Genomic DNA, 24779 nt, shown 5'->3' on the forward strand with positions numbered 1-24779 from the left:
CGGATTTGGGGGATGTTGGAGTGGGGGTAGTAGAGGCCACTGGAGGCGGGGAATTGACCAAGGTCGTGTGCACGGCGGACGGCAGACGACTCGCAGTCGAGGAGAAAGGGAAGCCGGGAGGCGATCCGATCTTCCTCCTGCACGGGACGCCGGGGAGCCGGGTGGGCCCGAGCCCGCGAGGCTCGGTGCTGTACCGGCTCGGAGTGCGGCTGATCAGCTTCGACCGGCCGGGCTACGGCCTGTCGGACCGGCTGGTCGGCAGGTCGGTGGCGACCGTGGCGGACGACGTCGCGGAGATAGCCGACGCGCTCGGCCTCGACCGGTTCTCGGTCGTCGGCAGGTCGGGAGGCGGTCCGCACGCGCTGGCCTGTGCCGCGCTGCTCCCCGAGCGTGTCATCCGCGTCGCGGTGCTGGTGGGGCTGGCGCCGCGCGCCGCGGAGGGGCTCGACTGGTTCAGCGGTATGACCGAGTCGAACGTCACCGAGTACACCGTGGCACTTACCGGCCGCAGCCGATTCGCCGATTGGCTCGCCCCCGCCGCCCGGAAGATCCGTACCGACCCGGCGAACCTGATCGCCGCTCTGTACGCGGAGCTGCCCGAGGTCGACCGTCGCATGGTGGCCAACCCGCGTGTGCGTGCCATGCTGCTGGAGAACTACGCCGAGGCCCTGCGCCACTCCGAGGACGGGTGGGTGGACGACGCGATCGCTTTCTGCTCCCCGTGGGGCTTCGACCTGGAAGACATCAAGGCCCCGACCCTGCTCTGGCACGGCGCGAAAGACCGCTTCTCGCCCGTCGCGCACTCTCGCTGGCTCGCCGGCCGCATCCGGACGGCCACGTTCAGGCTCGAGCCCGACGCCGCGCACTTCGGCGCCTTGACCGTGCTACCCGACGTACTGCCGTGGCTGGTCAGGGACGCTCGAGCGGCCTGATCACCAAGGTTGCAACTCGAGGTCACGGTTCAGTCTGCGCCATGCCGCCAGAGCGGCGATGTGCGAGTGATTCTCGCCGAGGGTGTGGCGCATCATGTTCAGTGCGCGCTCTCGGATCTGCCGGGCCTCGACCGTCCGGCCGAGCGCGTTCAGCGTCATGGCGAGGTTGGCCTCGCAGACCAGGCTGTCGGGGTGCTCCGGGCCGAGGATTTTCCGCAGCTCGGCGAGAGTCTCCCGGTCGAGTTGCTCGGCGGCGCTCAGCTCGCCTTGTTCGGCGAGACAGTTGGCGACGTTGATCGCGCATACCAGCGTGGACGGGTGGTGCTCGCCGATTCTCTGCGCCAGCGCGCGGAACGTCGTCTCGGCCAGCTGCCGCGCCTCGTGGACATCGCCCAGCTCACGCAGGTAGATGGCGCTGTTGTTGGCCGCGGCCAGCGTGTACGGATGGTCTTCCCCCAGAACCTGGGAGAAGTTGCGCATGGCATCCACGGCAGAGTCGTAGGCGCGTCTGGTCTCGCCGGTCACGTTCAGGCAGGACGCGAGCTCCAGCCGGCAGGCGAGCGTGTCGGGGGCGTTCTCGCCGACGTGGGCGACGTACCGCTCATGCGTGTCCTCGGCGCGCCGCCTGGCCTCGGTCTCCAGGCCGATCCTCCGCAGGGACACGGCGAGGTTCGTCGCGGCACGCAGCGTGTCGACCAGGTCCTCCCCCAGCACCCGGCGGTAGTCCTCCAGGTTGACCTGCAGCATCTCCAGCGACTCCTGGAGCCTGCCCAGCTCGCGAAGGTCGCGGGCGAGCATGGACGTCGTGTGCAGGGTGTACGGGTGCAGGTCGCCGCTGACCCTGCGGCGCCGCTCCACCGTCTCCTGGTCGAGGTCTCTGGCCCGGGCGAAGTCGCCGGCGAGGCGGAAGCTGACGGCCAGGTTGTGCGCGGCGGCGAGCGCCCGGGGGTGATCCTCCCCGAACAGGTCCTTGACCCGATCGTAGTTCTCGCTCGCCATGCGCAAGGACTCCTGGAACTCGCCGAGGGCCCTCAGGTCGGCCGCGAGCCCACCCGCCGTCATCAGGGTGTACGGATGGAAGTCACCCAGCTCCCGGCTTTGGTGGGTGAGGACCTCCGTGTCCACGACGTGCGCCTCACGGTAACGCCCGAGCGAGCGCAACGTGTTCGCGATGTGGAATCGCAGGTGCACCGTCTGCCGGTCGCCTCGGCCGAGCTTGACGTTCCACGCGTCCTCCAGGCGGTTGCCGAGTTGGAGGCTCTGGTTCAGCTCGCCGCGCTTCCACAGATAGCGCACGCGGTCGATCAGCAGCTTGCGGGTCTCCTCCTCATCGCAGTCCTGTGCCCGCGAAGGGGCGAGGTGGGGCCAGATCTCGTCGTAGCGCGGCCAGTTGCCCGGGTCGTCGGTGTCGCCCACGCGAGGACGTCCCGCGACCAGGATGCGGTGGACAGCGTGGACGGTGACCTCCTCCTGCTCCGCGTTCATACGGTCGCGGACCACCGCTTGGATGAGGCGGTGAACCTGGATGGAGTTGTCCGCCTGGTCCACCCGGGCGAGGGCGTACCGGCCGAGCTGCCGGATGACCGGGCCGATCATGAGCTTCTCGCGCATGGCCTCGTCGTAGGGCACGAGGATGTCGACCATCGCGTCGCAATACAGCATGTCCATCGAGACGGGCTCGGGGGCGAAGAACGCGAGGAGCTCCAGCAGGCGCACCGACGCCGGTGAACGCTCTTTGAGCCGTTCGAATGACAGGTTCCAGGTGGCCAGGACCGGTGTCGGATAGCCGCTTGGCGGGTCGCCCAGGGACAGTACCTCGGTGACCTGATGTTCCAGTTGCTCGACGTACTGGCCGGCGGGCATGCCCGTCTGCTCCAGCCAGGCGCCGGCCTGCTCGATCGCCAGTGGCAGGTCTCCGAGGGCGGAGGCGACCTTGTCCGCATCGTCCGCGGCGAGGCCGGGGGCCCGGCGCAGGAGGTGCTCGACGCTCTCCGCGCGGGTGAACACGTCGACCTCCAGCGGGTCGGCCACGCGTGACCAGGCGGGGTTTCGGGAAGTGATGAGGACGTGTCCCGACCCGCTCGGGATGAAGTCTTCGAGGTCCTTCGGATCGTCGGCATTGTCGAAGATCAGTAGCCAGCGGGAGTAGGGCCTGCCGAGCCGGAGCGCCTCCCGTACGGCCCTGGCGGCCTCGGCGACGCTGTCGCTCACCGGAGTGCCCAGCCTGCCCGCCAGTTCCGCCATCTCCGGATTGATCAGCTCCAGGTGCTCGGCGGGAATCCACCAGACCACGTCGTAGTCCGCCATGAACCTGTGGGCGTACTCCAAGGCGACCTGCGTCTTACCCACCCCGCCCAGGCCGTACAGAGCCTGAGGTAGCACGACGGTCTTGCTGCCGCCGACGATCTGGTCGCGCAACTTCTCCAGCACGGCGTTGCGGCCGGTGAACGCGGCATTGCGTGTGGGGACGTTCCATACGGGCGGACGTGTACCGGGGAATCGCGGGCCCGCGGGGGCGTGCCCGGCCGGATGCTCGGCGAGCTGGGGCCGGCCCAGAGAGCGCAGCAGCGCCTCGGCGGCCTGCGCCTCGTCCAGCCGCATGAGATCGACGAGGGCGCCGTCGTTGAGCGGCGCGATCGGTCGTACGTCCGAGACCTTCACCACGAGCAGTCGCGGTCGGCTCCCCGCCGGCTCGGACATCGCCAGGGTGTCCCAGAGCGCGCGCGGTTCGGGAGAACGCACGTAGGCACTGGACATGATCGCGACGATTCGGTTGTAGGAGCCGATCCTGCGCACGTCGTCGCCCTGGGCGGAGCCGGAGGCGTCGTCCGCCTGCACGATGCGAAAGCCGGCGCGGGTGAGCAGCGAGCCGATCCACTCGGCCCACATGCGGTCCTCCGGGACGTAACTGAGGAGGATGTCCGTCGGTACCGACGTCGGCCTGCGGACGAAGGCGTCTCTGATGCGCAGGCGGACGTCCTCGCGCAGCGGTGGCATGGAGGGGACGGCGCCGTGGGTGATCACATTGGCCAGTCGCTCGAACGCCGCCAGCATCGACGTCGGCGAGCCTGGGGTGTCGCCGAAGGTCGCCAGGGTCTCCTCGAACGCGTAGAACGGCTTGTACGGGATCTCCACCGCGCCCCAGTAGCCGCGCACTTCCTCCTGCGACATCCCCGAGGGAAAGCCCTCGAACCGTCGCCGGGCCAGCGCCCGGCCGGCGTCGAGCTTTTCCTTCTCGCCGTCGTCGATGCGCATCGGCACGGGAAGCACTCGGATGTTGCGGTCGCCGTAGCGGTCGTCGATATGCCGGGCGACGGCCGCGGCGCCCTCGATGCTCTGGTCGCTGAGCGTGAAGCAGACCACCAGGGTGTCGGGAAAGTGCACCGTGCAGATGTCGGCGATGTCGCTCAGGCCGGTGCGGCTGTCGATGAGGATGTAGTCGTAGTGGCTCTTCATGTCGGCTCGCAGCGCGTCGAAGAACTGGCCGCCGCCCAGCCGCTCGTAGAAGTTGTCCCAGTCGAAGGTCGAGACCAGCGAGGCGTAGTCGCGGTTCTGACGGCCGGCCGAGATGAAGTCCAGCGTTCCCTGGCCGGGAAAATGGTTCCACTCCAGGGACACCGCGTGGGGCAGGACCTTCGCGTACGCCAGATGCCAGTCGCCGGGGCGTGGATTCGGACGCAACGTGGCCAGCGAGTACTCGTTGATCATCTCGATCACGCCGGGGGTGGAGCCGATCGTGGTGGCGTCCAGGAACGGGTGGAAGAACTTATGTAAACCAGGCGATTCCAGATCCCAGTCGACGACCAGCACCCTTTTCCCGCTCGCCGCGAGGATCCACGCGGTGTTCGCCAGGGCCATCGTGCGACCGGTCCCGCCCTTGTAGGAGTAGAAGGTGATGATGTGGCCCTCGGGAGCGTCGGTCATGACGAAGCCTCCGCGTCGTTGCCGTCGAACGGGGACATTGGACCTTGGAGCCGCGGGCGCTCGATGGACGGACGCCCCTCGGGCGGGTGCGCCGTCGCGTGGCGGAGATAGTGCGCGATGGCGGAGCGCGCGATTTCCGGCACCTGCTTGGTGAACTGGTCAAGCGTGGGGATGCCGTGCGCGGCGGCCCGCGGCGCGACCCGACCCTCCTCGAGCTTGCGCGGAAGCGCGGAGTGCAGTGAGTCGCGTAGGACGGGGGTCGCCTGGGTGGTCTCGTCGTCTTCGTGGTTCCAGGGCACCATCACGCTGATCCACGGGCGGTTCGCGTCGTCCAGCGCACGCAGAGACTCCTTGAACGCCGGAGAGGTGGCGGCCCAGGCATCCATCAAAAGCAGCCCGGGGCACGTTGGTGCGCCGTCGTCCGTGATCTGGTCGGCGTGCTCGGCCAGCGAGCCCACCTCTGGGCGGTGGCCCATGCTCCGGACGATGTCGGCGGTGTGCTCGGCGAGCGGCCTGCCCAGTTTGGGGCGATAAGGATTCCATTCCTGGGAGTTGTGGCCGTAGTGGTATGGGCCGCGCCCCTTCGGCAGATCGGTGATGTCGGGGGCGACGACGGTGACGCGGAGGCGGTGGCCGTTCGCCCTGGTGTGGTCGCCGGCCCCGAACGCGCTTTCCAGCGACTCGTAGTCGGGCGGCGTCATCGGTGAGAGGTTCGCCCTGTCGCCGACCTCCACGATGCGCCGGGCGAGGTTGTAAACAGCGAGGTCATAGGCCGAGCGGAACTGGCGCAGCTTCATGATGCCGTAGAAGCCGTGCTCGGCGTATCGCGCCCCGAGATCGGGATCGACGAACTGGATGGACCGGCTCACCTCGGGCAGTTCATCAACGGGAACGGGCACCCAGAGGGCGGGGACGATGGTCTCCACTTTCTCTGAGCCCCGCGCGCGGTGGTGCAGAATTCGTTGCGCGAACGCCATCCACTCCTTGCCGCACTGCTCGCTTTCGAAGTAGCGCCTGGAGTAGAGCGGAACGAAGACTCTGCAGGTCGCCAAGGCCTCCGCGAGCCTGTCCGGCCAGACACTACCCGGATGAAGCTCCCGATCCATGAATCCCGGCCTGGCTCCACGGGGTAGACCGGTAAGAACCATCACATGTCGGCATAGATCATTGAACAGCTTCTCGACCCATTGATCGGGATCATAAGGATCGTTCAGGTCGTGCCGCGGAGTGTGGGCATAGCTCAGAAAGAAGTACGGAGCGGCTCGTGGGACTTCTCGCACGAGCGGATCCACCCCCAGCGTTCACGGTCCCGGACTGTAAACCGCACATTAGGCCGATGGAATCAGTCGTGCAACGAAAAGCAGGAAAAAAAACTCCCGTCACCTTTGGGAGTCGTCCGGAAATCGGCGAATCGGTGCGGACCGGAAAACGCCGTGGCGCGGGCCCGGAGATGTTCAGGCGCCGTGGCGCGCCTGGGCTGCGGCTCGGCTCCTGTGCCGCGCGGACGCCAGGCGGGCTTCCTCCTCGGCAGAGGCCGGGATGGGCTCTGCCAGCCATGGCCGGATCGAGTTCCCCATCGCGGTCACGAAACGCTGTCCTGCTCCGGTGAGCGCCCCCGAGCCGGCGAGGGTTTCGACGGCCTCCGCCGTCTGCGCGCGCCAGCGGGCGAACTGGACGCTCGCCCGCTCGGCCGCGGGGCCGTCGTCGGCCAGGCGGCGCACCCGCCAGAAATCGGTGACCGCGATGTGGGCGTACGTGCCCTGAAGAAGCCCTTCGAGCGGGCGTGGGTCGTCGCGCCACGGGGCGTAGTACAGCGTCGTGTCGTTCTGGTCGTACAGGTCCATCATGTCCAGCAGCGCGCCCAGCTTGACATGCTGGAATTCGTGGATGAGCAGCAGGGCGAGCGTCACGGCGTCCGCAGGCAGCGCCACGGCGACCGCTCCGAACGCGTCGCGTGCGGTCGAACTGACTTCGGAGCCGTCGGCGGCCGGCGTGAGGGGCATGACGGCCCGTAGCCCGGCGGCCAGCCCGGCGGCATAAGGGGAGTGATCACGGGTGATCAACGCCCAGGCGTCCGAGAACAGCCTGGACCAGCGCTCCACCTCTTGATCGCTCAGCCTCTGGGTGGCGGGCCACTGATGGCAGTCCCGGTAGAGATCGACATCCTCCAGAGCCACCGTGAGGCCGTTCACGGACAGACGGCGTACCGGTGACCATTCACGGGGACCGCCGGGCTCGTCGAGCCTGACGTCATGGTCGAGCCCATCGGCGTGGACGCGGAACCCGCCCTCCCTGGTCTCGACGGTCGCGCCGGAGACGGCGCCGACCCGCAGTAGCCCGAGCCCGGGTAGATGGAGCGCACCGTCGCGCACAGGAAGCCGCACCGACGCCTCGACACCGGAATGAAGCGCGGCGGTCGCCGCGATGGAGCTGAGATGCCCGTCATCGGCGGTTCCCCTGAGGCACTTCACCGCCCACGCGCGCACATACGGATGGCCCAGCACCGTGTCGAGCGCCGCCGGTGCGTCCCGGTCGATCTCGGTGAGCAGCCGCCAGGCCTCCACCGATGTGGAGGCGTTGCCGATCGCGGCCAGCAGGGCGCGCCGCACACTTCGCTGACCGGCCTCCAAATGGGCGATCGCCTCGGCCCCGCCGTATCCGGACGCGAGCGCCGCGACGTCCGCGGCCGGGAGCGTGTGAGCGGTTCGGTCCACGGTGGTGACGGCCTTCTGTACGTGGGTGATCAATTTCAGGAGATCGGCGCAGTAGACGCTCGGGTTGGCGAAACCTGTGCCGGTGCGGTAGCGATGCGCGTAGAGGCCGCCGCCGCACGTGCTCACCACAGGACAGGAACGGCATTCGGCGCACAGTCCGGCGAGACCGGTCTGGCGGCCGTGGATGCCCGGATGCAGGCCGACCGTGTCCAGCGAATGGTCACTGACATTGAAGCCCGTGGCGGGCGCGCCGTCGTAGGAGGTCTTGAGGGAGTCGGCCTGCTCGTAGGTGCCGTCGGTCTCGATGACGACGAGGTCGCTCGGCTCCAGCCCCAGAGATTCGGTCAGGCTGGTCTCGGACCCGATGGTCCGGAGCGCGGACTCGAAGAGTCGTACCTTCATCGTCCGGCCATCGGCCAGCCATCGGTCGAAGATCCGGACGAGCCAGTCGCCATAGGCACCCGGAGGGCCGGGGGGCGGGGCGTCCCACGTGGCATGGGGGAGCAGGAAGTCCACGCGCGGGGGGTGCAGCTCGGCGAGCGCCTCGTAGACGGCGAGCGGGTCGTTGGCGACGTCGACGGTGCAGAGCAGGCCGGCGTACAACTCGGGAGTGCGTCGCCGTACGAGTTCGATGGCGCGCAGGACCTTGTCGTAACTGCTGCGGCCGTTGGCGTACAGGCGGTGCCGGTCGTTCGCGGCGCGGTCGCCGTCGAGGGAGATGCCGATCTTGACCCCGTACGTGGCGAAGAGGTCGCAGAACGACTCGTCGAGCAGGACGCCATTGGTGTGAATGCGGAGGTCCAGCTCGCAGACTCCGTCGAGGGCACCGATCAGCTCACGCGAGATGCGGTCCAGCCGGTGACGACCGGCCAGGAGGGGTTCCCCGCCGTGCAGCACCACCGTGACACCCTGCAGGCCGTGACGCTTCGCATGGTCGGCGATTCTGCTCGCCGACCACGCGATCGTCTCGTCGGACATACCCGTCGGACGGGCTCGCCAGCTTTGGTCTGCGTGTTCGTACACGTAGCAGTGGTCGCACGCGAGGTCACATCGGCTGGCGACCTTGAGTACGAACTGCCGGAACGGAACGGCGGGCCCGGCCACGGAAATGCTAGATCGAGGACTGGAAGGCGGCGACGGTCACCTGCTTGGCCGGGGACTCGGGAAGGATGCGCTTCAGCAGGCCCGCATCGGCGAGAGAACCCACTCGCGAAAGGGGCATATCGCGCAGGTCCACTAGATCTGTTGAGATTCCGGACTCGGCACCCTCAGATATGTTGTTCATGGTTCCATCCAAATTAGCCCGGAACCCCAGTGTGCGTGCTGGGGCAATCGGTAACCGGCCGATTACAGTGAGTACCACTAGTCTCGCAAACCATCCCCGCCCAGTGTCCCAAGGCGAGCCCCCAATATTGGATTGTAGCGGTTAAGTTGCGAGCCGTTTACCGGGTGCATAGGGGTGGATAGCGTCAGGTCTCATCCTTTTTCTCCATTAATGTCCATCGGTGCGCTGAATTCTGGTGATAGGCCGGTTTGGCATCAATCGCGCATGATGTCCTTGGTGGCAAAATAGTACTGGTGTTCGACTGGATGCTCCGCTCATGCCGTCGGACGAGACCCTCTGTGCCGTGCATCGATATCGGTGGGTTTATTCCAGTGATGGGGCCGCCGAGCGATCGTGGTGTCGGAGTGGCCTGGGAGCCGTGACGGTCGCCGGAAAACGTGGAGAAGATAGCATTTCTGCATCGGCGAAGATCGGCTTGGTCGTCGTTCTTGACACGAATCGTCGCAGCGGTTCCAGTAAATGGGTATGAGCAGCGATCCGGAGGCGGATTTCCCGGCGCTCTATCGTGCGGCCGATCGAGGGGCGATTGTCGGGCAGCGCAGGCTTCTCGCCGCCACGGGCATACGTCTCGTGTCCCTGGTACTCGCCGCGATCTTCGGTTCTTTCAGCCTCGACACCGGGCGCCTGGACGCGGCGGCCATGGTGGCCGCGTGCGCCCTCGCGTCCGCGCTGGTCAGCGAGGTGTACCTCCTGACCATGCGACCCGACCGCCAGTGGTACGAGGCGCGGGCGGCGGCCGAGTCGGCCAAGACGCTCGCCTGGCGCTACCTCGTCGGAGGCGAGCCGTTCGGCCACGGGGCGGGCGACGACGCGGTCGACCTGCTGCTGTCGCGCAGATACTCCGAGATCATCAACGGGATCAAGGGGTTCGCGCTGGTGCCTCCACCGGAGGAGGCTTCCCAGGTCACGGCCTTGATGCGCGAGATGAGGGCGCTGCCGCTGGAGGAGCGCAAGCATCACTACCTGACGGGCCGGATCAACAACCAGCGGTCCTGGTACGGCCGCAAGGCGAGGCACCACGATCATCGGGCCGGCCAGTGGTCGATCGCGCTGGCGGTGATGGAGGCCATCGGGTTGATCGCGGCCGTCCTCAACGCCGTTCAGGCAATAAATCTGGATTTGCCGGGAATCGTGGGAGCAATGGCCGCGGCAGGTATCGCGTGGCTCCAGACGCGGCAACACCAGCAGCTCGCCACCTCGTATTCGATCGCGGCCATGGAGCTCGGCGATATCGTCTCGCGGGTCCAATGGCCGCGTACCGAGACGGAGTGGGCCCATTTCGTGGACGAGTCGGAGGAGGCCATTTCCCGCGAGCACATGCTGTGGTGGGGGTCGCGGGGGCGGGCGACAGAGGGGTGAGATGTGGTGTCCGTACCTGACGGAGGCTGGCAGGTATAGCGGGCAGGGTGGTCGGCATGACGACGAAAGCAGCGTTCATCGCGGTCACGCTCGACTGTGCCGAGCCGAAGGTGCTCGCCGACTTCTATTCGAAGATCACGGGGTACGAGAGCCAGTACGCCGACGACGACTACGCGTTCATCGGGGACGGGACGCACACGATCGGGTTCCAGCGGGTCGAGGGCCGGGTGCCCGCCTCCTGGCCGGGGCCGGCGAAGCAGTTCCACCTGGACTTCCGGGTCCCGGACGTGGACAAGGCCGTCCAGGAGTACGTCGGGCTCGGCGCCACCAAGCCCGAGTTCCAGCCGGGCCAGGGCTGGATCGTCCTCGCCGACCCCGAGGGCCATCTGTTCTGCGTGTGCCCGGAACAATCCTGAAAAAGCGGGATAAATCCCGGCACCCACCGCCTGCCCCGTCCCGCCCCCATCCGCTTCCACAGGGGGGCGCGGACGGGGACGCGCGGGGTTGGGACGGCGCCGGTCAGGTCGTGGTGATGTTCGTCCGGCGGAGGAACTGGGCGTTGACGGCGACGACGATCGTGGACAGGCTCATCAGGATCGCGCCGACGGCGGGGGAGAGGGTGACGCCCGCGAAGGCGAGGACGCCGGCCGCGAGGGGGATCGCGACCAGGTTGTAACCGGTGGCCCAGGCGAGATTCTGCAGCATCTTCCGGTACGCCGCGCGGGACAGGTGGATGACGGCGACCACCGCGCGCGGGTCGTCCCGGGCGAGGACGACCCCCGCCGACTCGATCGCCACGTCGGTACCGGCGCCGATCGCGATGCCGACGTCCGCCCTGGCCAGTGCGGGGGCGTCGTTCACGCCGTCGCCGACCATGGCGACGCGCGGTCCGCGGGACTGCAGCTCGGCGACCTTGGCCTCCTTGTCCTCGGGCAGAACCTCGGCGAAGTACTCGTCCACGCCGAGTTCGGCGGCGACGGCCCGCGCCACCTGCCCGGCGTCGCCCGTGATCATGATGACGCGCTTGCCCTCGCGGTGCAGCGCATCCACGGCCTCGCGGGACTCGGGCCGGACGGCGTCCTCCAGGGCGAGGGCCCCCGCGACCCGGCCGTCCACGACGACGTACAGCACGGTCGCGCCGCGCTCGCGCCACGCGTCCACGCTCTGCCCGCCCGGCTCGCCGGGGCCGTCCTCGTGAGCGTGTTCGCCGGCTGCCTCGCCGGCGTGGTCGTGGAGTTCTTCGAGGCCGAGTTCGCGCAGGAGGGCCGGGCCGCCGACGGCGACGGTGTGGCCGTCCACGGTGGCCTGGACGCCGCGGCCCGTGCGGGAACGGAAGTCCCGGGCGGCGGGCAGGGGGCCGCGGGCGCGGGCCGCGGCGACGACGGCGCGGGCCAGGGGGTGCTCGCTCTCGCTCTCGGCCGCCCCGGCCAGGCGCAGCAGGGTGCCGGCGTCGCCGTCGACGGCCACGACGCCGCCGACCTCCGGCTCGCCCCTGGTGAGCGTGCCCGTCTTGTCGAACAGGACCGCGTCGACGGTCCGCATGCCTTCCAGGGCGGTGCGGTCCTTGACCAGGATGCCGTTCCTGGCGCTCACCGCCGTCGAGATCGCGATCACGAGGGGGATGGCCAGGCCCAGCGCGTGCGGGCAGGCGATCACCAGGACGGTCACCGTCCGCTCCACCGCATCGCCCGGGTCGCCGGCGATCAGCCACGCGGCGAACGTGAGGGCGCCCGCCGCCGTCGCGACGTAGAAGAGCAGGGCCGCGGCGCGGTCGGCCAGCGCCTGTGCCCGGGACCGCGAGGACTGCGCCTGCTCGACCAGGCGGCGGATGCCCGCGAGCGCGGTGTCCTCGCCGACCGCGTCCACCTTCACGCGGACGGCCGAGTCGAGGGCGACGGTCCCGGCGACGACGCGGTCGCCGGACGACTTCGGCACCGGACGCGATTCGCCCGTCAGCATCGACTCGTCGAACTCGGCTTCGCCGTCGAGGATCACCCCGTCGGCCGGTACCCGTGAACCCGGACGTACCAGCACGATCTCACCGGGCCGCAGGGCGCTGACGGGGACGGATTCCGTGCCGCCGTCGGCGACGCGCTCGGCCTCGTCGGGGAGCAGCGCCGCGAGGGCGTCCAGGGCGTTGGACGCCTGGCCGAGCGCGCGCATCTCCAGCCAGTGCCCGAGCAGCATGATGTCGATCAGCAGCGCCAGTTCCCACCAGAAGTCCAGCCCGAAGAGGCCCAGCGCCGTGGCGGCGCTCGCGCCGAAGGCGACGGTGATGGCGAGGGAGATCAGCAGCATCATCCCCGGGGCCCGGTTTCGGATCTCCTCCACGGCGCCCGTCAGGAAGGGCCGGCCGCCATAGAAGAACACCGCTGTGCCGAGGACGGGCGCCACCGTCTGCGAGCCCGGGAAGGACGGCGGCGTGAGCCCGAACCACATCTGCACCATGTGGCTGTAGAGGACGACCGGGACCGAGAGGGCCACGCTGATCCACAGCCGGTCCCGGAACCGGGCGGCATGGTCACCGTGTCCCGTATGGCCGGCATGCCCGCCGTGTGGACCGGCGGCGCTGCGGTCGTTGTGTCCCATATGTCCACTATGGGGTCTGGTGTCGTCGGCGTCGTGGCGACCGTGCGGTGCGCGGCCTGGGTCGCCGGTGAGGTCGGCGTGATGGGCGGAGGCTCCGGCGTGTGCCTGGGGCCCGGTGTGGTCGTCTCGCATGGCCGCTCCTTCCTGCATACCCCCTGGGGTACATAGGGGATGACTCACCCAAAAGCGAAAAAGTCCGGTTCCGTCACCTGGGCGCCAGGGCGCGCGGCCCGGCGGCATGGCGCCGAACGTGATTCGGCATAGCGGTCCTGAGGATTAGGGAACGAGGTACCCAATTTGTCCTTAAGCTGGCAGGGTGCTCCCACTGATGCCCACAGCCGCGCTTCCCTCTGCCCACGGGGAACCCCGCCCAGGCGGTCGCCCGTGATGTGGCTGGGCGTCTCGATCGCGCTGGTCGGCGCGCTCGGGTATGCCGGGGGCGCGGCGATCCAGCAGTACGAGGCGGCCCACGGGGGTGCCACGTTCAAGCTGGTCAGGCGGCGGCGCTGGTGGATCGGCGGGGCCATCGGCTTCCTCGGGGCCGCGCTGCACGCGCTCGCGCTGAGCTTCGCGCCGTTGGTGCTCATCCAGCCGGTCAGCGTGACGACGCTCGTCTTCGCCGTCCCGCTGGCGGCGGTGCTGCACGGCAGGCGTCCCCACCGGGCCGAGGTGCTCGGGTCGGCCGCCGTGTCCGTCGGGCTGTTAGGCATCATGCTGCTCATCCCGCAGAGCCACACGCGCCCGGAGCTCTCCACGCCCGGAGCGCTGTCCTTCCTGGCCTGCGTGGGCGCGGTGGTGGCGGTGTGCGAGCTGAGCGCGCGGCGGGCCCGGGGCACCGCCAAGGCGCTGCTGACGTCGATCGGCGCCGGGGCCGTGACCGCGTCGGTGTCCACGTTCGTCCGGGTCGTCGGCGGGACGTTCGACGGAAACCTGTCCCACCTGTTCCACTGGTTCACGCTGGCGATCCCGGCGCTGCTCGTGTGCGCGATCGTCCTGTTGCAGCGGTCCTACGCCGTCGGCCATTTCAGCGTCGCGTACGCCGGGGTGCAGGTCGTCGACCCCGTGACGTCCGTGCTGGCGGGCGTGATCCTGCTGGGCGAGCCGCTGCCCGCCGACCCGCGGAGCATCGTCCCCGCGCTGGCCTCGGCCGCGGTCCTCATCGCCGGGACGATCACGCTTGGCCGCCTCCGCCCCGACATCGCCTCATCGCCGTCGCCGGCTGAGGCCGTCCCGGTCAGGACGCGGGCGGCCGCCAGGTGAACACGTCCTCGAACTGACGCGTGGCGTTGCCGTCGCCGAGGCGCCCGGCGAACGCCATGGCGGCCTGCCTGGCCCGGACGGCGAGGGGATTCGACCAGAGGGTCAGGCGGCAGATCGTCCGCGACCTTCGCATGATCTTCGTCGTGCGCGCGAGCCTGGCGGCGGTGTAGGGCCCCAGGTCCACGGGTGACGCCGCGCCCGCGACGTGGGCGAGGACCACCGCGTCCTCGATCGCCTGGCACGCGCCCTGCCCGAGGTTCGGGGTCATGGCGTGCGCCGCGTCGCCGAGCAGGGCCACCCGCCCGGAGTGGAACGCGGGCAGCGGCGAGGGCAGGCAGTAGAGGTCGTGTTCGAGGATCTCCCCCTCCCGCGCCGCGTGGATCAGCGCGGGGATCGGATCGTGCCAGGTCCCGAACAGGCGGGTCAGCTTCGCCTTCGCGCCGTCCTCGCCGCCCGCCCGTCCCGCAGGCGCGGTGGCGTAGCAGTAGACCAGACCGTCCACCAGCGGCATCACACCGAAGACCTGGCCCGGCCCCCAGGTCTCGCTGCCGCGCACCTCCCCCTCGGGCCCCTCGGGGCGCGGGACGACGGCCCGCCAGCTCGTCGCGCCCGCGTGGACCGGCCCGGGGTGGCCGGGGAAGAGGGCGCGGCGGACGGCGGAGTTGATGCCGTCGGCGGCCACGACCAGGTCGGCCCGGAGGTCTCCCGCGCTCGTGGAGACGGCTCCCGTACGAGGGTCGGCCGCGTGGACGGTGGTGCCGAGGCGCAGCGCCTCCGGGGGGAGTGCGCTCGCGAGCAGGCCGATCAGGGTGGAGCGCAGCAGGAGCACCGTGGGGTCGCCGAACCGGGCGGTCGCGGCCTCGGCGCTGGTCCTGAGCAGCCGGCGGCCGTCGGGCGCGCGCAGCCCTGCCTCGCCCTGCAGGGCGGCGAGCGCGCGCACCCGGTCGCCCACGCCGATCGTGTCGAGCGCTTTGAGGGCGTTCGGGGCGATGGCGATGCCCGAGCCGACCGGTTCGAGGGACGGGGCCCGCTCGCAGACCGTGACCTGCCATCCCTTCCGGGACAGGGCGGCCGCGGCGGTCAGGCCTCCGATCCCGCCGCCGATGATCACCGCGTGGGACATGGCCCCTCCTTCAACTACATCTGTAGTGACTACGGATGTAGTAAGACTACTACGCCTGTAGTCTGATCCCGTGCGCAGGGAGGAAGTCGTCGCGGAGGCCGCCATAACGCTGCTGGTCGAGCGGGGGATGCGCGGCCTGACCCACCGCGCCGTGGACGAGGCCGCCGGGCTGCCGCTGGGGTCGACGTCCAACCTGGCGCGCACCCGGGCGGCGCTGCTCGCGCTCACGCTGGCCCGTCTCACCGAGCTGGAGGAGCGGCAGTTCGCCCTGCCGACCGCCGGGGACGCGGGGTGGCCGGGCACGCCGGCCGGGCCCGAGGAGCTCGCCGAGATGATGGCCTGGCTGCTGCACACCCAGCTCACGGAGGGCCGCCGCACCACGCTGGCCCGCTACGAGCTCGCCCTGGAGGCCACGCGCCGCCCGGAGCTGCGCGAGGTGTACGACCGGGCGGGGCGGCGCTTCCGGGAGCTGGCCGTCGCCGTGCTCACCGCCGCGGGCTCGCCGGACCCGGTCCGGCACGGACGGCAGCTCGTCGCGTACGGCGAAGGAGTGATCTTCGACGCGGTGGCAGGCGCCGGCGGGGTGCCCGCGCTCGCGGACCTGCGCGCCGGGATGCGCGAGATCCTGAACGGCATGCTCGGCCGGCGGGCCGGCTGAGGCGCGCGCGCCCGGCCTGCCCGCGTCCTGGGGAGCGCGTCCGCCCTGTCGCGGCGCGCCCTCGACACACATACCGTCCGGTCGGTACGCTTCGGGAATCGGTGGGTACGCTTCGGTGATCCGGACGACTGAGGAGCGCGATGCCCGCGAACATCGAGACGAGCCCGCCGGGCCTGGACCTCGACCGCCTCAAGGACCACCTCGCCGCGCACGACCTGGCCGGGGGACCGCTCGCGGCCGAGGTCATTCACGGAGGCAGGTCGAACCTGACCTACCTCGTGCGCGACGGCGACCGCCGCTTCGTCGTCCGGCGTCCTCCGCTCGGGCACGTGCTGGCCACGGCGCACGACATGACCCGCGAGTTCCGCGTGATGGCCGCGCTGCGCGACACCGGCGTGCCCGTGCCGCGCACCTACCACCTGTGCGACGACCCCGAGGTCATCGGCGCCCCGTTCTACGTCATGGAGTACGTCGAGGGCGGGCAGCCGCCGGTGACGCCGGCCATCGAGGCGGAGCTGGCGGCCATCCTGGGGCGGCTGCACGAGGTGGACCCTGCCGAGGTCGGGCTGGCCGACTTCGGGCGGCCGGAGGGCTTCCTGGAGCGCCAGGTCCGGCGGTGGAAGCGCCAGCTCGACGCCTCGCGCAGCCGCGAGCTGCCGGACATCGACCGCCTGTACGCCCTGCTGGCCGAGGACATGCCCGTCACGCAACGTCACGCGATCGTCCACGGCGACTTCAAGCTGGGCAACACGCTCATCGCCGGCGGACGGGTGCGCGCCGTGCTGGACTGGGAGATGTCCACGCTCGGCGATCCGCTCACCGACCTCGCGCTCTTTCTCCTCTACGCCGGCTTCGAGGCGCTCGACATCGGCAAGGGTTCGGCGGCCGGGAGCGGGGGCGAGCACATGCCGTCCGGCGAGCTGGCCCGCACGTACGCGCGCGGCACCGGCCTCGACCTGTCCCGCCTCGGCTGGTACGTCGGCCTGGCCTGTTTCAAGCTCGCGGTGATCGCCGAGGGCATCCACTTCCGATACACGCGCGGCCTGACCGTCGGGGAGGGCTTCGAGGAGATCGGCGGGCACGTCGCGCCGCTCGTGGCCCACGGGCTGCGCGCGCTTGAGTCACGGGAGAGCTGATGGATTTCGCGTTCGACACCACCACCGAGGAGCTCCGCGAGCGGCTCTCCGCCTTCATGGACGAGTGCGTGTACCCGGCGGAGGAGCCGTTCGAGCGGCAGGCGGCCGAAAGCGGGTGGAGCAGCCCGCCGATGATGGAGGACCTCAAGCAGGAGGCCCGCCGGCGCGGCCTGTGGAACCTGTTCCTGCCCGGCGAGCACGGCGCGGGCCTGACGAACCTCCAGTACGCGCCGCTGGCCGAGATCATGGGCCGCAGCCCCCACATCGCGCCCGCCGCCACCAACTGCGCCGCCCCGGACACCGGCAACATGGAAGTGCTCGCGATGTTCGGCAGCGAGTGGCAGCGCAAGACGTGGCTGGAGCCGCTGCTGAACGGCGAGATCCGCTCGGCGTTCGCGATGACCGAGCCGGACGTCGCGTCCTCCGACGCCACGAACATCTCCACGTCGATCGTGCGCGACGGCGGCGAGTACGTGATCAACGGCCGCAAGTGGTTCGCCTCCGGGGCGATGAACCCGCGCTGCGCCGTCTTCATCGTCATGGGCAAGACCTCCCAGGAGGGCTCGACCCACCGGCAGCAGAGCATGGTGCTGGTGCCGCGCGACACGCCCGGGCTCACCGTGAAGCGGGGCATGACCGTCTTCGGGTACACCGACGCCGACCACGGCGGGCACGCCGAGCTGCTGTTCGAGGACGTCCGCGTCCCGGTGGACAACCTCATCGGCGAGGAGGGCGGCGGGTTCGGCATCGCGCAGGCGCGGCTCGGGCCGGGGCGCATCCACCACTGCATGCGGCTGATCGGCATGGCCGAGCGGGCGATCGAGCTGATGTGCGCGCGTGCCCTGTCGCGCACGACGTTCGGGACGCCGGTGGCCCGCCAGGGCGTCGTCCAGGACTGGATCGCCGAGTCGCGGGTCAAGGTCGAGCAGCTGCGCCTGCTGGTGCTGAAGACCGCCTGGCTGATGGACACGGTGGGCAACCGGGGCGCGCACACCGAGATCCAGGCCATCAAGATCGCCACTCCGCGCGAGGTCGAGTGGATCCTCGACAAGGCCATCCAGGTGCACGGCGCCGGGGGTGTGAGCCAGGACTTCCCGCTGGCGGGCCTGTGGGCGGCCGCCCGGTCGCTGCGACTGGCGGACGGGCCGGACGAGGTGCACAAGCGGTCCCTGGCGTACCGCGAGCTCAAGAAGCACATGCCCGCCGGGTGAGGCGGGCCGGGGGCGCGCTGCCTGTCGCGGGGGCCGTACGGGAAGCCGCGGGGCTGCGAAGGTCGTGTCGAGCGATTTGGAGGCATATTTCGTGACAGTGGATGAGGCGGGCCTCGCCGAGCGCGCCCGCGCGTTCCTCGCCGGCCATGCCCCGGAGGTCCTGTCCCCGGCGGAGTTCCTCGGGGCGCGCTTCGACGCGGGCCTGGCCTGGGTGCACTTCCCCGAAGGGCTGGGCGGCCTCGGCCTGCCCCGCGGGTGGCAGTCCGTCGTCGACCGGGAGTTCGCCGGCACGCCGCAGCAGGACTACGGCAAGCTCGCCATCGGCCTCGGCATGGCCGCGCCGACGATCCTCGCATTCGGCACGGACGAACAGAAGAAACGCTTCCTGCGCCCGCTGTGGACCGGCGAGGAGATCTGGTGCCAGCTCTTCAGCGAGCCCGGCGCCGGATCCGACCTCGCCACCCTGGCCACCCGCGCGGTACGCGACGGGGACGAATGGGTGGTGGACGGGCAGAAGGTGTGGACATCGGGCGCCCACCACGCCCGCTGGGCCATCCTGGTGGCCCGCACCGACCCGGACGTGCCCAAACACCAGGGCCTCACGTACTTCGTCTGCGACATGCGCGCGCCCGGCGTCGACGTACGGCCGCTGCGCCAGATCACGGGCGAGGCCGAGTTCAACGAGGTCTTCCTCACCGGCGTGCGGCTCCCCGACACGCTCAGGCTGGGGGCCGTCGGCGACGGCTGGCGCGTCGCGCAGACCACGCTGATGAACGAGCGCGTCGCGATCGGCGGCTCGCCCGTGCGGCGCGGCGGGGGCATGATGGGCGCGGTGCTGGAGACCTGGCGCGCGCGACCGGAGGTCCGCACGCACGCGCTGCACCAGCGCCTGCTCGGCCTGTGGGTCGAGGCGGAGGTCACCCGCCTGGCCGGGGCGCGGTTGCGCGAGCAGCTCGCCGCCGGAGCCCCCGGACCCGAGGGCTCGGGCATGAAGCTCGCCTTCGCCCGGCTCAACCAGGAGCTCTCCGGCCTCGACGTCGAGATGCGCCGCGAGGAGGGGCTGGCGTACGACGACTGGACGTTCCGGCGCTCGGAGTCCGTCGACTTCTTCGGCCGTGGCCCCGGCTACCGCTACCTGCGCGCCAAGGGCAACTCGATCGAGGGCGGTACGTCCGAGATCCTGCGCACCATCATCGCCGAGCGCGTGCTCGGCCTGCCCGCCGAACCCCGCGCCGACAAGAACGTCCCCTGGAAGGACCTGCCGCGATGACCTTGCTGTACTCCGAGGTCGAGGAGGAGCTGCGGGCCGCCGTCCGCGACCTGCTGGCCGACAGGTACCCGCCCGCGACGGTGCTCGCCCGGGCCGAGAGCGGTTCGCCGTACGACGCCGCGCTGTGGAAGTCGCTGGCCCGGGACATCGGCGCGGCCGGGCTGCTGATCCCCGAGCGGTACGGCGGCGCGGGCGCGTCCGCGCGGGAGGCCGCGGTCGTGCTGGAGGAGCTCGGCCGCGCGGTCACGCCCGTGCCGTTCCTGACCAGCTCGGTCATGGCGACGCGCGCCCTGCTCGCCGCCCGGTCCGACGCCGCCGAGGAGCTTCTCACCTCGCTCGCCTCCGGTGACGCCACCGCCGCGCTCGCGGTGTCCTTCGCCACGTTCCCGTACCGGGTGCCCGCCGGGCCGGTGCAGGCCGGGCCGGGCGGGCTGAGCGGACGTGTCACGGCCGCGGTGGGCGCCGAGACCGCCGACGTGCTGCTCGTCCCCGCGGGACGGGAGCTGTACGCCGTCGCCGCCGCCGATGTCCTGGTCGAGCCGGTCGTGTCCCTGGACCTGACCCGCCCGATCGCCACCGTGACGCTGGACGGCGTCCCCGCCACGCCGCTCTCCGCCGACCTCACCGCCCTGCGCGCCGCGCTGGAGCTCGGCGCGGGGCTGCTGGCGTCCGAGCAGCTCGGGGTGGCCGAGTGGTGCCTGTCGACGACGGTCGCCTACGTCAAGGAGCGGCACCAGTTCGCCCGGCCCATCGGCTCGTTCCAGGCGCTGAAGCACCGGCTCGCCGACCTGTGGACGCAGATCGTGCAGGCGCGCGCCGCCGCCCGTAACGCCGCCGACGCGCTGGCCGCCGCCATGCGGCGCGAGGCCGGTATGGATGGGGCCGGTACGGACGGGGCCGGTACGGACGGGCGCGGTGCGGACGACGCGGCGACGGCGGTCGCGGTCGCGCAGGCGTGGTGCGGGACTGTCGCGGTGCGCGCGGCCGAGGAGTGCGTGCAGATGCACGGCGGCCTCGGCATGACCTGGGAGCATCCCGTGCACCTCTACCTCAAGCGCGCGAAGGCGGACGAGATCGCGCTCGGCACGCCGGGCGACCACCGCGACGCCCTGGCCGTCCTGGCCGACGTCCCGGCGCCGTCCGGCCCCTGAGCCCATGACGGCTCCTGAGCCCATGACGGTTCCCGAGGCCAGGTCCATGACGTGGTGCGCAGATCCCGGGTCAGCCCGACGCCGGCCCGGGGTCGTCGCCGGGGCGCAGCGAGGTGAGCAGCAGCCCGGCGAAGTGGCGCCCGATCTCCACCCCCGACAGCGGCCCCTCGGTGTGGTACCACAGCCCGAGGTGGTGGACGGAGCCGAAGAAGAAGTCGACCACCAGGTCGGCGGGCACGTCGTCGCGGAAGACCTTCGTGCGCTGCCCCTCGGCCACGAGGTCGCGGAACCGCTCGTGGTAGCGGCGGCGCTCGGCTCGTACGGCCTGCTGGGTCTCGGGCGTGAGCTGGTGCATCGACCTGAAGAAGATCTTGGAGTCGTCGAGGTTCTCGATGGTGGTCGCGATGACGTCCACGGCGGCGTCGTACACGCGCGTGGCGACCGGCCCGGGCGCGTCCGCGAACCGGTCGAGGCGTTCGGTCTGCATGCGCAACACGCGGGCGTAGATCTCGCGCAGCAGGTCATCCTTGGAACCGAAATAGTGGTACATCGCGCCCTTGGTGACCCCGGCGGCCGCCACGATCTCCTGCACCGACGTGCCCTCGAACCCCTTGTCGGCGAACAGCCGCGTCGCCGCCCCGAGCAGCCGCCGGCGCACGGGCTCGTCCTTCTCCCGGGGCGTTCCCGCCGCCGAGCCGTTCATCTCGCAGTCCTCCCTGAATGTCGATCCCCCTCAGCGTACCGACTGGTCGGTCGGTTGGCTGTGACGTTGGTCTCCCCGAGTGTCCGGTAATGCCTCCTGGCGGACATTCGGTACGTCCCCGCTGTGTCGCCGGTGGCGTACTTACATAACCTTTTGACAGGTTGGAGCCCCGGGTTGGGTATCCACCAAACGTAATCCGACTGAGCCCGAAATCGTGGGGGTTTCAGGTGCCTAATGGGTCCATCTACGTGCCGCCGGACGACAAGTTCAAGTGGGGCTCGCCATCGGTGATGTTCGAGCTCCGCTGGCGCGAGACCAGGTCAGAACGCCGCCGCAGGCGTAACATCATGGCCGGAGCCGGTTTCGTCCTCATCACCGCGCTCGCGTTCTACCGGTCCTTCCCGGTCCCCTTCCTCATCGGCATCCTCGGCGGCGCGGGAGTGTGGGGCGTCGACGCCTTCATCTCCTGGCGCATGTTCGAGGCCACCGCCGTCTGGCGCGGCAAGCGCAGCGGCGCCGTCCGCACCGGCAAGCTCCTGCGCCGCGGGCTGACCAAGCACGGATACCGCGTGCTCGACGGGCGCGCCGTGCCGGGCAAGGCGTCCATCGACCACCTCGTCATCGGTCCGGGCGGCATCTGGATCCTGGACAACGAGGCATGGCCCCCCGACACCCACATCGCTGCGTACGGCGGCAAGCTGTTCTTCGGCGAACGGTCCGGGGTCACGGTGTCCAAGCCGCTCGTCGAGGCCGCCGCCTCCATGGCCGGCCTGTTGTCGAAGGAGACGGGCATCCCCATCGAGATCTCGCCGCTGCTCGTCGTCCACGGAGGCCGCGTGAACGGCCCCGCGGTCAGCGCCGAGGGACTCACGTTGTTCCTGCCGCGCAGGGCGTCCAAGTGGATCCTCGGGGACGCGCACGCCGAGCTGACCGACGAGCAGGTCGAGGTCCTGGCCCGTACCGCCGCGCGCATCCTGCGCCGCATGCTCTGACCCGCGTGTGACCCTCGCCGCGCCGCCCGCGCGGCGAGGGGTGTCTCCAGCGCGCCCTCACCGAGGCTGGCTATATTTGTGCTCCGGCGACCTGATCGCCGTTCTTCTATCCGCGCCGTGCCTCGCTCGGTCCCGTTCCGCGGCGCAACACGCCGGGGATCGGATGACTGAAAGGCAGGCACACGCATATGGAGCCGACGAGGCCGGGCACCCAGGCCGATTCCGAGTACGTCCAGCTGCTGGCCCCGGACGGGACGCTGCGCGACCACCCGGACTACGAGCTGACCCTCACCGCGGCGGAGGTCACGTCCCTCTACCGCGACCTCGTGCTCGTCCGCCGCTTCGACCAGGAGGCGGTCGCCCTGCAACGCCAGGGGCAGCTCGGCCTCTGGGCCTCCTGTCTCGGCCAGGAGGCCGCCCAGATCGGCTCGGGACGGGCACTCACCGACGCCGACATGGCCTTCCCCACCTACCGCGAGCACGGCGTGGCCTGGTGCCGCGGCGTCGACCCGGTGGACCTGCTCGGCATGTTCCGCGGTGTCAACCACGGCGGCTGGGACCCCGCCGAGCACAACTTCCACCTGTACACGATCGTCATCGGCAGCCAGACCCTGCACGGTGTGGGGTACGCGATGGGCATCCAGCGCGACGGCGCCGAGGCGGCCGTCCTCGCCTACCTCGGGGACGGCGCCACCTCGCAGGGCGACGTGAACGAGGCGTTCGTGTGGGCGGGGGCGTTCAACGCGCCGGTGGTGTTCTTCTGCCAGAACAACCAGTGGGCGATCTCCGCGCCGATGGAACGGCAGTCGCGCATCCCGCTGCACCGCCGCGCGGACGGTTTCGGCTTCCCCGGCGTCCGGGTGGACGGCAACGACGTGTTCGCCTGCCTCGCCGTGACGCGCAAGGCCCTCGCCGCCGCCCGCTCCGGCGCCGGCCCCATGCTCATCGAGGCGTACACCTACCGCATGGGCGCCCACACCACCTCCGACGACCCGACCCGCTACCGCCTGGGCGAGGAACTGGAGACCTGGAGGTCGCGCGACCCCCTCGCCCGGGTCAGGGCGTACCTCATGGCCGGCGACCTCGCCGGCGAGCAGTTCTTCCACGAGATCGACGCCGAGGCCGACGACCTCGGCCGGGACGTCCGCAAGCGCTGCCTGGGGATGCCCGATCCGGACCCGATGGCCATGTTCGACCACGTCTACGTCGACCACCACCGCCTCGTCGAGGAGGAACGCCTCCAGTACGCCGCGTATCTGGACGGGTTCGGTGACTCTTCGGAGTGATTCCGTTGACGGCCGCGGCCGCCGGGCGGTCCCTCACGGGTCCTCGATGAACGCCGCGAGCTGGCTCGGGTCGCGGCGTTCGATGCAGGAGAACCACGCCTGGCGTCCGGGACCGGCCGGCAGAGCGCCGGCGAGGCGCCCCGCCAAGCAGGCGGCGGGGCCCGAGAGGCTGGCTGCCACGAGGGTGTCCCCGGCCTCGATATCGACCAGCCGCGCCTCACGGCGGGGCCTTACGTCCTCCTCGCGACGCTGTCCCCGGCGAGGTAGCCCACCCCGGCGAGCCGCTCCCTGGCCTCGGCGGGCGAGCTGAACCATGACGCCATCGGCACTCCCGTCCTCGACCCGAACGATGTTCTAGCCTGACCCGCCCGATGCGTACGATGACGCCCACAGGGTGCGCTAATGTTGTCCTGCTTCCAGCGCCGCTAGCTCAGTTGGTTAGAGCAGCTGACTCTTAATCAGCGGGTCCGGGGTTCGAGTCCCTGGCGGCGCACCACGGGTAACACCGATGACCTGGGCATTCTCCCTATCGGGGAGGGTGCCCACAGTCATTTCCCGGCCTGTGCGGGGTCGTTGCCGGCTTTGCGGTCGCCACCGGCGTAGGAGTCGACGAAGGCGACGTAGGAGACCTCACACAGCAGGCTCCCGCTTGCACTGTCCAGGTCGCGTGGGGACAGGACGAACCAAATGACGCAGCGGGGGCGGTCCTCGGTGAAGCCCTAGCCGCACGTTGTTCTTCATGGGATGCGGTACCCGGCCCCGGTGACGGTCTCGATGACCGCCGGCTCGCCGATCTCGCGTCGGGGTTTCATCATCGCCGTCCTCACGGTGTTGGTGAACGGGTCGATGTTGCTCGTCCCACACCTTCTCCAGCAGTGTCCTGGCGGAGACCACCGCCCCGCCGACGCTCCGCCGCCGGTCGCTTCCCGGGTGGGGGGCGACGCCGGCCACCCTGCCCGTGCTGTTCGACCCGGCGTTCCTCAGGCGCGGCGGCTCCTCGGGGTTCCCCGGAAAAAGCGGTCGCATCTCCGCACTTAGGAAGATGCTCCCAGCCGGACCCGTCCACGATGATCAGCATGTTCACACTCTGGAAGTTGCGTGCTGAACCGGACACGCGAGGATGAGG

18 protein-coding genes, 1 tRNA gene and 1 pseudogene are annotated in these 24779 nt (G+C 70.4%); 12 read left to right on the forward strand and 8 right to left on the reverse strand.

Going from position 1 to position 24779, the window contains the following annotated elements:
* Positions 1-53 precede the first annotated feature (53 nt).
* Positions 54-932, forward strand: a complete 879-nt coding sequence (locus AB0H21_RS06150; RefSeq protein WP_358512493.1) for an alpha/beta hydrolase — start codon at positions 54-56, stop codon at positions 930-932.
* Here AB0H21_RS06150 and fxsT read toward each other — a convergent pair whose 3' ends face one another.
* From fxsT to AB0H21_RS06165, 3 genes are all read right to left on the reverse strand, one after another.
* Positions 933-4856, reverse strand: coding sequence for an FxSxx-COOH system tetratricopeptide repeat protein (fxsT, locus tag AB0H21_RS06155; protein WP_358512496.1), 3924 nt, complete (start codon positions 4854-4856; stop codon positions 933-935).
* Positions 4853-6148, reverse strand: coding sequence for a TIR-like protein FxsC (locus AB0H21_RS06160; protein ID WP_358512499.1), 1296 nt, complete (start codon positions 6146-6148; stop codon positions 4853-4855). Before AB0H21_RS06160 ends, fxsT begins: the two co-directional genes overlap by 4 nt.
* Positions 6149-6310: 162 nt before the next feature.
* On the reverse strand, positions 6311-8674 hold the full coding sequence (locus tag AB0H21_RS06165) for an FxsB family cyclophane-forming radical SAM/SPASM peptide maturase (protein ID WP_358512502.1): 2364 nt from the start codon (positions 8672-8674) through the stop codon (positions 6311-6313).
* A 706-nt stretch (positions 8675-9380) separates the two neighbouring features.
* Between AB0H21_RS06165 and AB0H21_RS06170 the strand changes: the two genes are divergently transcribed.
* The gene (locus tag AB0H21_RS06170) at positions 9381-10274 is read left to right on the forward strand and encodes a DUF4231 domain-containing protein (RefSeq protein WP_358512505.1); all 894 of its coding nucleotides are present in this window, start codon (positions 9381-9383) and stop codon (positions 10272-10274) included.
* Positions 10275-10330: 56 nt separating this feature from the next.
* On the forward strand, positions 10331-10690 hold the full coding sequence (locus AB0H21_RS06175; protein ID WP_358512508.1) for a VOC family protein: 360 nt from the start codon (positions 10331-10333) through the stop codon (positions 10688-10690).
* 103 nt (positions 10691-10793) lie between these two features.
* Here the strand turns inward: AB0H21_RS06175 and AB0H21_RS06180 are convergent, their stop codons facing one another.
* On the reverse strand, positions 10794-12863 hold the full coding sequence (locus AB0H21_RS06180; RefSeq protein ID WP_358513034.1) for a heavy metal translocating P-type ATPase: 2070 nt from the start codon (positions 12861-12863) through the stop codon (positions 10794-10796).
* A 387-nt stretch (positions 12864-13250) separates the two neighbouring features.
* On the opposite strand from AB0H21_RS06180, the gene AB0H21_RS06185 reads away from it, so the two are divergent.
* Positions 13251-14123: a DMT family transporter gene (locus AB0H21_RS06185; protein WP_358513036.1), complete on the forward strand. Its 873-nt coding sequence runs from the start codon at positions 13251-13253 to the stop codon at positions 14121-14123.
* Here AB0H21_RS06185 and AB0H21_RS06190 read toward each other — a convergent pair.
* Positions 14098-15246 (reverse strand): FAD-dependent oxidoreductase, encoded by a 1149-nt coding sequence (locus AB0H21_RS06190; RefSeq protein ID WP_358512511.1) that lies wholly within the window; start codon positions 15244-15246, stop codon positions 14098-14100. The two genes, AB0H21_RS06185 and AB0H21_RS06190, sit on opposite strands and share 26 nt — an antisense overlap.
* A gap of 70 nt (positions 15247-15316) precedes the next feature.
* Here AB0H21_RS06190 and AB0H21_RS06195 point away from each other — a divergent pair, with 70 nt between their 5' ends.
* From AB0H21_RS06195 to AB0H21_RS06215, 5 genes are all read left to right on the forward strand, one after another.
* Positions 15317-15904 carry a TetR/AcrR family transcriptional regulator gene (locus tag AB0H21_RS06195; protein WP_358512514.1) on the forward strand — a complete coding sequence of 196 codons (588 nt, stop codon included), beginning with the start codon at positions 15317-15319 and terminating at the stop codon, positions 15902-15904.
* Positions 15905-16044: 140 nt separating this feature from the next.
* Positions 16045-17040 carry a phosphotransferase family protein gene (locus tag AB0H21_RS06200; RefSeq protein WP_358512517.1) on the forward strand — a complete coding sequence of 332 codons (996 nt, stop codon included), beginning with the start codon at positions 16045-16047 and terminating at the stop codon, positions 17038-17040.
* A complete protein-coding gene (locus tag AB0H21_RS06205) occupies positions 17040-18251 on the forward strand; it encodes an acyl-CoA dehydrogenase family protein (protein ID WP_358512520.1) in 1212 nt (403 codons plus the stop codon). Before AB0H21_RS06200 ends, AB0H21_RS06205 begins: the two co-directional genes overlap by 1 nt.
* Positions 18252-18342: 91 nt before the next feature.
* Positions 18343-19521: an acyl-CoA dehydrogenase family protein gene (locus tag AB0H21_RS06210; RefSeq protein WP_358512523.1), complete on the forward strand. Its 1179-nt coding sequence runs from the start codon at positions 18343-18345 to the stop codon at positions 19519-19521.
* Positions 19518-20672, forward strand: coding sequence for an acyl-CoA dehydrogenase family protein (locus AB0H21_RS06215; protein WP_358512526.1), 1155 nt, complete (start codon positions 19518-19520; stop codon positions 20670-20672). Before AB0H21_RS06210 ends, AB0H21_RS06215 begins: the two co-directional genes overlap by 4 nt.
* Before the next feature lie 70 nt (positions 20673-20742).
* Here the strand turns inward: AB0H21_RS06215 and AB0H21_RS06220 are convergent, their stop codons facing one another.
* Positions 20743-21375 (reverse strand): TetR/AcrR family transcriptional regulator, encoded by a 633-nt coding sequence (locus AB0H21_RS06220; protein ID WP_358512528.1) that lies wholly within the window; start codon positions 21373-21375, stop codon positions 20743-20745.
* Positions 21376-21602: 227 nt separating this feature from the next.
* Here AB0H21_RS06220 and AB0H21_RS06225 point away from each other — a divergent pair, with 227 nt between their 5' ends.
* Both AB0H21_RS06225 and pdhA read left to right on the forward strand, forming a co-directional pair.
* Entirely contained in the window at positions 21603-22367 is a 765-nt protein-coding gene (locus AB0H21_RS06225) for a nuclease-related domain-containing protein (RefSeq protein WP_358512531.1), read from the forward strand.
* Between the two features lie 188 nt (positions 22368-22555).
* Positions 22556-23653 (forward strand): pyruvate dehydrogenase (acetyl-transferring) E1 component subunit alpha, encoded by a 1098-nt coding sequence (gene pdhA, locus AB0H21_RS06230; RefSeq protein WP_358512534.1) that lies wholly within the window; start codon positions 22556-22558, stop codon positions 23651-23653.
* A 33-nt stretch (positions 23654-23686) separates the two neighbouring features.
* On the opposite strand, the gene AB0H21_RS06235 is transcribed toward pdhA, so the two are convergent.
* Positions 23687-23833 carry a hypothetical protein gene (locus AB0H21_RS06235; RefSeq protein ID WP_358512537.1) on the reverse strand — a complete coding sequence of 49 codons (147 nt, stop codon included), beginning with the start codon at positions 23831-23833 and terminating at the stop codon, positions 23687-23689.
* Positions 23834-24072: 239 nt separating this feature from the next.
* Here AB0H21_RS06235 and AB0H21_RS06240 point away from each other — a divergent pair.
* Positions 24073-24149 (forward strand) — tRNA-Lys (locus AB0H21_RS06240).
* A gap of 241 nt (positions 24150-24390) precedes the next feature.
* Here AB0H21_RS06240 and AB0H21_RS06245 read toward each other — a convergent pair.
* Positions 24391-24553 (reverse strand): annotated as a pseudogene (locus tag AB0H21_RS06245) (winged helix-turn-helix domain-containing protein); the annotation flags it as partial.
* Between the last annotated feature and the right edge of the window lie 226 nt (positions 24554-24779).

The organism is Sphaerisporangium sp. NPDC051011 (genome assembly GCF_040653595.1).
In the GTDB taxonomy this organism is placed as follows: domain Bacteria; phylum Actinomycetota; class Actinomycetes; order Streptosporangiales; family Streptosporangiaceae; genus Sphaerisporangium.

Bases quoted from the DNA above. Each gene is read 5' to 3' on its own strand.
- AB0H21_RS06175 (WP_358512508.1), top strand. From the start codon at position 10,331: ATGACGACGAAAGCAGCGTTCATCGCGGTCACGCTCGACTGTGCCGAG.
- AB0H21_RS06190 (WP_358512511.1), bottom strand. From the start codon at position 15,246: ATGTCCCACGCGGTGATCATCGGCGGCGGGATCGGAGGCCTGACCGCC.
- AB0H21_RS06220 (WP_358512528.1), bottom strand. From the start codon at position 21,375: ATGAACGGCTCGGCGGCGGGAACGCCCCGGGAGAAGGACGAGCCCGTG.
- AB0H21_RS06180 (WP_358513034.1), bottom strand. From the start codon at position 12,863: ATGGGACACAACGACCGCAGCGCCGCCGGTCCACACGGCGGGCATGCC.
- AB0H21_RS06205 (WP_358512520.1), top strand. From the start codon at position 17,040: ATGGATTTCGCGTTCGACACCACCACCGAGGAGCTCCGCGAGCGGCTC.
- AB0H21_RS06215 (WP_358512526.1), top strand. From the start codon at position 19,518: ATGACCTTGCTGTACTCCGAGGTCGAGGAGGAGCTGCGGGCCGCCGTC.
- fxsT (WP_358512496.1), bottom strand. From the start codon at position 4,856: ATGACCGACGCTCCCGAGGGCCACATCATCACCTTCTACTCCTACAAG.
- AB0H21_RS06170 (WP_358512505.1), top strand. From the start codon at position 9,381: ATGAGCAGCGATCCGGAGGCGGATTTCCCGGCGCTCTATCGTGCGGCC.
- pdhA (WP_358512534.1), top strand. From the start codon at position 22,556: ATGGAGCCGACGAGGCCGGGCACCCAGGCCGATTCCGAGTACGTCCAG.
- AB0H21_RS06200 (WP_358512517.1), top strand. From the start codon at position 16,045: ATGCCCGCGAACATCGAGACGAGCCCGCCGGGCCTGGACCTCGACCGC.
- AB0H21_RS06185 (WP_358513036.1), top strand. From the start codon at position 13,251: ATGTGGCTGGGCGTCTCGATCGCGCTGGTCGGCGCGCTCGGGTATGCC.